Annotated in this window: 6 protein-coding genes, 2 tRNA genes and 2 pseudogenes; 4 read left to right on the plus strand and 6 right to left on the minus strand. The window is 52.9% G+C overall.

Annotation, left to right across the window (positions count from 1 at the left end; translation table 11 throughout):
- Window positions 1–995: pseudogene (locus QE270_RS03695) on the minus strand (hypothetical protein); the annotation flags it as partial.
- 285 nt (window positions 996–1,280) lie between these two features.
- Window positions 1,281–1,670, minus strand: coding sequence for a tetratricopeptide repeat protein (locus QE270_RS03700; RefSeq protein ID WP_300035333.1), 390 nt, complete (start codon window positions 1,668–1,670; stop codon window positions 1,281–1,283).
- A 502-nt stretch (window positions 1,671–2,172) separates the two neighbouring features.
- On the opposite strand from QE270_RS03700, the gene QE270_RS03705 reads away from it, so the two are divergent.
- Complete coding sequence (locus QE270_RS03705) at window positions 2,173–2,943, plus strand: UDP-2,3-diacylglucosamine diphosphatase (protein WP_300035347.1); 771 nt, start codon at window positions 2,173–2,175, stop codon at window positions 2,941–2,943.
- Entirely contained in the window at window positions 2,940–3,998 is a 1,059-nt protein-coding gene (locus QE270_RS03710) for a glycosyltransferase family 1 protein (protein ID WP_300035336.1), read from the plus strand. Before QE270_RS03705 ends, QE270_RS03710 begins: the two co-directional genes overlap by 4 nt.
- Before the next feature lie 209 nt (window positions 3,999–4,207).
- Here QE270_RS03710 and QE270_RS03715 read toward each other — a convergent pair whose 3' ends face one another.
- The gene (locus tag QE270_RS03715) at window positions 4,208–5,596 is read right to left on the minus strand and encodes a pyridoxal-dependent decarboxylase (protein WP_300035339.1); all 1,389 of its coding nucleotides are present in this window, start codon (window positions 5,594–5,596) and stop codon (window positions 4,208–4,210) included.
- A gap of 147 nt (window positions 5,597–5,743) precedes the next feature.
- Between QE270_RS03715 and QE270_RS03720 the strand changes: the two genes are divergently transcribed.
- On the plus strand, window positions 5,744–6,496 hold the full coding sequence (locus QE270_RS03720) for a ferredoxin--NADP reductase (protein ID WP_300035341.1): 753 nt from the start codon (window positions 5,744–5,746) through the stop codon (window positions 6,494–6,496).
- Window positions 6,497–6,826: 330 nt separating this feature from the next.
- On the opposite strand, the gene QE270_RS03725 is transcribed toward QE270_RS03720, so the two are convergent.
- Both QE270_RS03725 and QE270_RS03730 read right to left on the minus strand, forming a co-directional pair.
- Window positions 6,827–6,903: transfer RNA gene (locus tag QE270_RS03725), tRNA-Pro, on the minus strand.
- 65 nt (window positions 6,904–6,968) lie between these two features.
- Window positions 6,969–7,045: transfer RNA gene (locus QE270_RS03730), tRNA-Ile, on the minus strand.
- 470 nt (window positions 7,046–7,515) lie between these two features.
- Between QE270_RS03730 and QE270_RS03735 the strand changes: the two genes are divergently transcribed.
- Window positions 7,516–7,992 (plus strand): Lrp/AsnC family transcriptional regulator, encoded by a 477-nt coding sequence (locus QE270_RS03735; RefSeq protein ID WP_300035344.1) that lies wholly within the window; start codon window positions 7,516–7,518, stop codon window positions 7,990–7,992.
- Between the two features lie 47 nt (window positions 7,993–8,039).
- On the opposite strand, the pseudogene QE270_RS03740 reads toward QE270_RS03735, so the two are convergent.
- A pseudogene (locus QE270_RS03740) lies at window positions 8,040–8,550 on the minus strand (hypothetical protein); the annotation flags it as partial.

Consider the following 8,550-nt stretch of genomic DNA (forward strand, 5'->3'; position numbering starts at 1 on the left):
ATATTGGCTTGCGCACCCGTGTCGATGTCAAGGCTGTCATCATCTGCGCCGGTTGCGACATAATATTTCATGTTGATCGCGCCACCGAAGAACTCAACGCCATCATCTGAGCTGTTGTGCGACTGAATATACTCAAGAGTAGTACCTGTACCAGTGCTCTCAGTCGTTAGCGACTGCAATTCGCGGTTTGAACCAAGAACAAAGCCTGAATAACGAATTTGAACATACTTCATAGTACCAGCATTGTAAGTGTTGTCCCTACCGCCAAAACGGGCGATGTCAGCAGAACCCTCCGTATCACGTTCGCATGTGTTTGAAGCAACAGAACCCAAGCCAGTGCCGCAATCTGTCGTAATACCTCGTCCCATCAGGACAACACCGCCCCACTGACCCTGCGATGAGTCCGTATTGAAGCCGGCAACGTTATCCTGACTGGTGAAGATGATCGGCAAGCTTGCTGTGCCGATTGCGGAAATTTTGTTGCCGCGGTTGACTGCAAGCCATGACTGACCTGTTGCGCCATACAGAATTACGCCGGGAGAAATCGTCAAAGTCACATTGGTATCGGCTGTCAATGGCGTGGAGCAACCGATGGTTGTCGAAGTGAATGGGGCACCAGATGTTGGCGCAGTGAAGCCGCCATCGCAGCCTACGTTAACGCGGCCATTCATAGAGTAAAGCACACCAGCAAGCTTCGGTAGCGAGCTCGACACCTTAATAAGGTTCGGCAGTTGGCAAATACGATATGTACCGGTTGGGCCAGAAATCGTTCCAGCGTTCGTCAAACCCTGCGGGTCAGCGATCGAAGGGCACGCGCCAGCTGCAGCAACAGTTGTTGGCGGCGGCGGGGGTGGCGGAGGGGGAGGGGCGGCTGGGTTGTTAATGGTGATGTTACCACCGGTGCCGGGCGACGCGATATCGTCTGCGCCACAACCAGTGACAAGGGCAGCGGCGGCCGTAGCATAGACAATCCCGCGCATTTTTGGGTTCAACATTCTAAATCTCCGCAACAAATAAGTCTTGCCCGATTATAGGCGCTTGCAACGGACCAGTGACGAATCAAAATTAGGCCCCACCCGCTGACTTCGAGGTGGATAGAAGCGGTCTATGACATCACTATGCGTATAACATTGCAGTTGAGAGAATCTTTTACGTCAGAAATATTACAGCACCGGAATAACGTTGACGAACCCGCTTGGCACAGAATTAAAAATGAAAAAGGCGAGCCGTTAGGCCCGCCTTATTATGGCTTCAGTAACTTAAAAACAGATTACGGCGTCTTAACGTGCAGCAACGCGCCTTAGCAAACTCGCATAGGCCTTACGTGCCGCAACCTTCGAATTCATCACGCTGCCATCTGCTAGAACCAAGTCTACGCTGTCGCGGCTCTCAAGGACAGCTTTAAACATCTTTGCAGCATCGTCAGTGCGCCCCATGCGCGCATAGGCACGGCCAAGGTTCAGTAATTTTGCCGGATCACCACTACTAACTTGTTCATTCGCCATGATTTGGAAGACTGCACGCTCATTATCACCGCGCATGAGGGCCTCATAGCCTATGGATTCTTTTGGATACGCAATCTCGCCCATCATATTTGGCGACGCGTGCACCGCAGTACCCATACTACCTATAGTACCCGCGATTAAAGCGCTGACTAATAACAGTTTCATAGATCATCTCCTCTGTCTCTTCCGCTATGTTACAGTTATATGACATATATGCAATATAATTGTCACATAACTGTAACTTTTATCAGACGGAGTGATTGTTGGCAGTAACAGTCAAAATATTTTGTACTTATAACTGCTATCAAAATCACATGATAACCGCATAACACCGTCACTTACTGCACCAAAAGCGCGTGCTACAAACTTGCTATCGCGCCGACGCTGCCACGGGCCATGGGTCTGACCCTGCCTCATGCAGAAGTAGCTGCTCTGAAATAAAAGAACAAAGGCGTAATCGATGGAAAGAAAACTGTCATCTATCTGCCACGTGCCTGACCAACGAATCAGCTATGCCCAACACATCTGGTGGGGGTAGAAGCAGATGAAAGATACATCATTTAGTGGCTCAGATGTTGATACAAGTCAGCTTATTGAGCGGGACAAAATAGTACCAAAGCTTCCTACTTGGTTCGATAAACCTGAGCCGCGAAGCTATCAGCCGAAGATGAAGTTCCGCACAGTCTGGATATCCGACGTGCACCTTGGCACAGCCGGTTGTCAGGCCGGACTGCTCAGTGATTTTTTGCACTCGATCGAATGTGAAACACTGTATCTCGTAGGTGACATCGTCGATGGCTGGCGCCTGCGTAAGGGCTGGTATTGGCCAGACCAACATAATGAAGTCATCCGGCGGCTCTTGAAAATGGCGCATCGCGGTACGCGGGTTATTTACATTCCCGGCAATCATGATGAGATGTTCCGCGATTATGCGGGGCTTAGCTTTGGCGGCATCGAAGTGCAGCTAGAAGCCATACACACCACTGCCGATGGCAAATCGTTGCTTGTCACCCATGGTGATGCCTTTGACGGCATTGTTCTTTACGCTCGCTGGCTCGCGTTCTTAGGGGATCAGGCTTACACATTGCTGCTTAAAGCCAATATTGTTCTCAATGTGGTGCGTCGCAGGTTTAACCTCCCTTATTGGTCGCTATCTTCTTATTTGAAAAAGCGTGTTAAAAATGCTGTGCAATATGTTGGTAAATATGAAGAAGTTGTCGCGCGCGAAGCTCTGCAGCGTGGCGTGCAGGGCGTAGTCTGCGGCCATATTCATTGCGCAGAAATACGGCAGTTCGACAAGATTACGTATTATAATGACGGTGATTGGGTCGAAAGCTGCACCGCGCTAACCGAAGCGAGAGATGGGACTATGTCCATCATCGACTGGGCAGCGCGTGTGCGTGATAATGCGGCAAAAAATGCGACGGTTGCAGCATGAGGCTGGCCATCGCAACCGACGCTTGGGCCCCGCAAGTCAACGGTGTTGTGCGTACCCTGAACGAGACTACACGCCGCTTAAAGGCTCGCGGGCATAAGATTGAAGTTATATCGCCTGATCGGTTTACCACCATTGCTTGTCCGGGTTACCCCGAAATACGCTTGGCTCTCGCCCCGCGTTTCCGCTTACGCAAGGTGCTGGGCGCATTCAAACCAGACCTTGTTCATATTTCCACTGAAGGTCCAATCGGTTGGAGCGCGCGGGCGTGGTGTCTTAAGCATAAAGTGCCCTTCACAACAGCGTTCCATACGCGGTTTCCAGAATATGTCGCAGCGCGCACAAATCTCTCGCCTGACCTCATCTGGCCGATCATGCGCAGATTTCACAAGGGGTCCCGCGCAGTTCTTACTGCGACACAAAGTTTGCGTGATGAACTTGAAAGTCGCGGCATACACCCGACGCAATTGTGGTCACGCGGCATTGACCACGACATCTTTCATGCCCGGCAAACCAAGCATCCGGCCCTGCAAGATATTGCAAAACCGATATTATTGTCGGTTGGCCGGGTTGCCGTTGAGAAGAATCTGGAGGCATTTTTGGACGCAGGTGTACCGGGAACAAAAGTGGTCGTCGGCGATGGCCCTGCCCGCGCGGCGCTGGAAGCAAAGTATCCTGACGCCCTTTTCCTAGGAACGCGCCAAGGCGCAGAACTTGCGAGCATCTACGCATCCGCTGACGTCTTTGTTTTTCCAAGCAAGACCGACACGTTTGGCCTCGTCATATTGGAGGCATTGGCCTGTGGGACACCGGTAGCAGGCTATCCGGTGCAAGGGCCGCTGGATATAATTGGCGCAGAGGGCCTCGGCCCCAACAGGGAGTTAAAACGGCCTATTGGCTCACTGAACGCAGATTTGTCGCAAGCCATACAAGATGCACTGAAGCTGGATCGAGCGGACGCCGCACACTATGGCGCGTCGTTTTGCTGGGATGCATGCACTGACCAGTTTGTGAACGGCATTACCCGCTCTGAAACGGCCGAAGCTCTGGCCGCTTAGATCTTTACGCATATCAACTGCGCGGCGTGTATTGCGCCACAGAATATGCCCCTGAGATTTGGAAGGTACGACACACCGAACTAAAAACGGGAGGATTTGCAGGCGGTGTGTCCGATATGATAACAGGCAAGGCGCGTTTATGTTCCCGCGCTCACCTTAGCCGCCGTTTTTTGTCAGGGTCGCCATCATCGCAACATGGTTAAGGCTGTTTAGTCTGCGTGCTGTTTTAACTGCGACAGCGCCTTACCCGCGGCAGCCACAGTGCGCACAACGTCATTAGCGCTGGTGTTCCATCCACAGACGCTAATCCGCATAACCCGTTCTGCGTTCCACGTGCCACCACTTAAAAACGCTTCGCCGCTGGCGTTAACTGCGGCGATCACAGCATCGCTGATATTGTTACCGTTATTAGCATCAAACCGGATGAGCCCTTGGTTCATGGTCGGACGCGCGATGCCGGTTGCGCCGTCCAAGGCCGCTATGCCATCATAGATCGCGACTGCATGGTCGCAGCAACGGTCCACCATTGCCGCGAGCCCATCACGGCCGAGCTCCATCAATGCCGCAAGCGTCGGCAATGATCGTGCACGCCGCGACATTTCCGGCGTAAAATCCATTGGGTCACGCACTGGACCACCGCTGCTCAAATAAGCTGCAGTCATCCGCATGGCGGCACTGTGCGCCTGCGGGTCCCGAGTGATCGCCATCCCGCAGTCATAGGGGGTATTCAGCCACTTATGCCCGTCGGTCGCCCAGCTATTAGCTAGAGCTATGCCCTTCACCAGAGGTGCAAGACGCGTGCTTGCATTCGCCCACAAGCCAAAGGCACCATCGACATGCACCCAGGCGCCACTGGCTTGTGCAATGGGACAAAGAACCTCAAAATCATCGCATGCACCAATGTTGAGGTCGCCTGCATTCAGGATCACAATAGTCGGCGCATCAGGGGCCTGCGCCAATGCAGCTTGCAGCACGTCGGCATCGACCTTGCCGGGGGTCTTACCACCCAATGGTTCAATGCATGCACTGCCTAAGCCAAGAAGGCGCAAGGAGCGCGTTACCGACGAATGATGGTGGGCGTTGGCCAATATGCGAATGGCCGGGCTACGCTGAAGCCCCTTGGCTTCAACATCCCATCCCTGCCGCGCAAGCACGCCATGGCGCGCCGCAGCCAGCGCGGTAGTGTGGGCCATCTGGCAACCCGTCACAAAGGCATAGCTGGCGTCTGAAGGCAGCCCCAGCGCCTCCAAAAGATATTGGCCGGCGACCTCCTCAAGCACGGCGCCCGCTGGGCTTGTTGACGCCAACACCGCATTTTGGTCCCACGCCGAACACATGATGTCGGTCGCCAATGCGGCGGGTAAAGCGCCTCCCTTTACCCATGCAAAGAACCTGCCACTGGCATTGGCGGTTAACCCCGGTTCTGCCGCTGCCGCGATGGCGCGCACAACGTCATTTGCTGGCATTCCGTGTTCCGGAAAATGTGACGGCAATATTGACCGCATGTCATCCGGCGTACCCCATGAGGCAACAGGCCGTGTGTCCAATGAGGCACGGTAACGGCGGGCTTCGGCAAAAGCGATATCAAGTGAGTCCATGAGATATCGTTAGAATATTTGCCTCAATAAGTCGACGCAGTTGTCATGGCATACCGGATGAAGGCTGACTTTTTCGTGGGAAAGAAATGTTTATTATGCAAAGGGCCTTCCTGCGTCCAATTGGCGCCCAATTATGGAACGGATATCATGGCGTTTAATACGGTTAAAGTTTTGACCACACATCACTGGAACACGGGGCTATTTTCGTTTTCCGTGGAGCGGCCAACATCTTTCCGCTTTGTCAGCGGTCAATTTGTGATGCTTGGCCTGATGGTCAACGGCAAGCCACTTTTGCGTGCATATTCAATCGTATCGCCTTTTTGGGAAGAATCGCTTGAGTTTTTGAGCATCATTATTCCCGACGGTCCGCTCACGAGCCACCTATACAAAATCAAACCCGGTGATGAGATATTGTTGGGAGAAAAGCCAACGGGCACGTTGACTATGGATGCGCTGATCCCCGGCAAACGCTTACATATGATTGGGACCGGAACAGGCCTTGCTCCCTGGATTTCGATCATCCGCGACCCGAGTGTCTACGAACGCTTTGAACATATCACCGTTCAGCATACGGTCCGGCAAGTCGAAGATTTGGCTTACCGCGATCTGCTTGAAAGCAAATTGGCGAGCGACCCCTTAGTTGCAGATGAAGCCAAGCTGCAACTGACCTATGATCAGTCCGTGACGAAATGCCCCACTTGGACCAACGAAAATCGTCGTATTACGGACCGTATTGCGTGCGGGGACTATCCGCTAGATCCCGCCACAGACCGCGTCATGCTGTGCGGTAGCATGGCAATGATCAAGGAAACAGGCGCGCAGCTTGAAGCCCTTGGTTTTGTCGAAGGCGCCCATTCACACCCTGGCACTTATGTGCTTGAGCGCGCCTTCGTTGGCTAGAGACTGACTAAATCTAAAGCGGTCGAGACATCAGCCAATGGGCATACCCGGCGGAACTCAGGCAGGAGTGTCTGGTCAGACAGTGCTGCTGCTAAGGCGGCCTGATCGGATAAGAGCGCGCCAAGGCCCCTGCGCCAGTCTGCGATCTGCCGTTTGGCAGCCGTCCAATAGATCGGGAAAGCCCCTTTTCGCCAAAGGTCTTCGCTTTTCTATCATGCGCATTTTTGCATAACAATCCGAACGAGAGAGAAATGTGCGATTTCGCGCATTCAAGCTAGGGCAGCACATTTTGCAGCTTCGTTGACAATCTGCCCAGAAATTTTCAAGAAATGGTCGGGGAGACAGGATTCGAACCTGCGACCCTCTGGTCCCAAACCAGATGCGCTACCAGGCTGCGCTACTCCCCGACATGGGATCACTGGTATAACAATGTCCTCGCCGCTGGCTACCTGCCATCTTCGCGATGCGAAGGTGGTGGGCCCGGAGGGACTCGAACCCCCGACCTAGCCGTTATGAGCGGCCAGCTCTAACCAACTGAGCTACAGGCCCTAACCGGCTCGCCAACTACCTGCGGGCCGATAGCCGAACTTTGGCAGAATAGGCAAGCCTTTATGTTACCTAAATGACGTAATTTGGCTGGTAGATTTGATTTCGGCCCCAATCCTTGCGCGGACACCCATATTTCGTAAATCTTGGATGTCTTGCTTAAGCCTGACGCAAAGCCGCTCATGTGGCTTGGAAGCGGAGCAAACGACAATCGCGAACAGCAACCGGGAGGACCATCGTTCTACAACAGACATGCGCGTTAAAATTACCAAATGTGTCGGCGAACGCCTTTGTTATCCGTCTCACGCAATGTTCAGCGCTTCCTGCTGGGATATTCGCGTAATTTTGCGGCGGCAGCCTGTTGTCAGCAACACGAAAGCATCAATTTTGGTCCATCACACTATGGGACAATTGCAATCCGCTATAATTATATTATAAGCACGGGTCATAATAGAGACGGAAATTACAAAATTATGGCCAATACGAACCTTGACGCGATAGATATGAAGCTTTTGGCAGAATTGCAGGCGAATGGTCGCATTACCAATGTGGAACTCGCGACAAAGGTAGGTTTGACGGCGCCGCCATGCCTTCGTCGCATGCGCGCGCTTGAACAATCCGGCACAATCAAATCTTACCATGCCGACGTGGACGCAGGTGCTCTGGGCTATACCATCACTGTGTTCGCGATGGTCAGCCTCAAAAGTCAGGCCGAGGAGGATTTGAAGGCATTTGAAGAGCATGTCAGGGCGCTGCCCGATGTGCGCGAATGCCATATGCTCAACGGTGAAATTGATTTTATCTTGAAGATTGTCGCCCGCGATCTGCAGTCATTTCAAGAATTTCTGACATCAAAACTGACGTCAGCGCCAAATGTCAGCAGCGTCAAAACATCACTAACGATCCGCACCGCTAAAGACCAGCCCGGCGTTCCTATTCCGCAGGCATAAAAAAGGGCCCGATTGCGCAGGCCCTTTTTTTGTTGTTGTTTTATAGTTCAGGTCGCGGGGGCAGCGGAAACAGCTGCAGCGGCAGGCTTAGACAATTGGTCGATATACATGTTCCAATATTCGGCAATTGCCTTGCGGTTGGGGTTATTGATCATCGCAAAATCAGCCTTCGCGCCGGCATAATCGCCCAACATTGCTTTAGACATTGCGAGACGAAAGCGCGTGCGGTCGGTCTGGTCGCCGCCATCCTTGTCGAGAACGGCTCCTTTACCCAACGCCGATTCATACAACTCCTTGGCCGTCTTGTAATCCTTGTGTGAGAAAAACGAGTCTGCAGTTAGCGACGCCAGCATCGGTTTCGGACTGGCTTTTGCAGGGGCTATCGTGCCAGGCAATGTGCGTGTGTCCTCCGCAAGCCGCGATTTGGCTTCGTTGTAACGCTCGCTAAAGGTCACGTTTTTGCGCGAGATCACACCCTTATCGAAACCTTCGTCAAGAACCGACACCGCTTCTGCGGGGTAACGGACACCAATATAGCTCAAACTATCAAGATAGGCC

Source organism: Sphingorhabdus sp. (assembly GCF_029865925.1).
Taxonomy (GTDB): Bacteria; Pseudomonadota; Alphaproteobacteria; order Sphingomonadales; family Sphingomonadaceae; genus Sphingorhabdus_B.

Coding starts and splice junctions, on each gene's coding strand:
- QE270_RS03700 (WP_300035333.1), bottom strand. CDS start 1,670: ATGAAACTGTTATTAGTCAGCGCTTTAATCGCGGGTACTATAGGTAGT.
- QE270_RS03705 (WP_300035347.1), top strand. CDS start 2,173: ATGAAGTTCCGCACAGTCTGGATATCCGACGTGCACCTTGGCACAGCC.
- QE270_RS03710 (WP_300035336.1), top strand. CDS start 2,940: ATGAGGCTGGCCATCGCAACCGACGCTTGGGCCCCGCAAGTCAACGGT.
- QE270_RS03715 (WP_300035339.1), bottom strand. CDS start 5,596: ATGGACTCACTTGATATCGCTTTTGCCGAAGCCCGCCGTTACCGTGCC.
- QE270_RS03720 (WP_300035341.1), top strand. CDS start 5,744: ATGGCGTTTAATACGGTTAAAGTTTTGACCACACATCACTGGAACACG.
- QE270_RS03735 (WP_300035344.1), top strand. CDS start 7,516: ATGGCCAATACGAACCTTGACGCGATAGATATGAAGCTTTTGGCAGAA.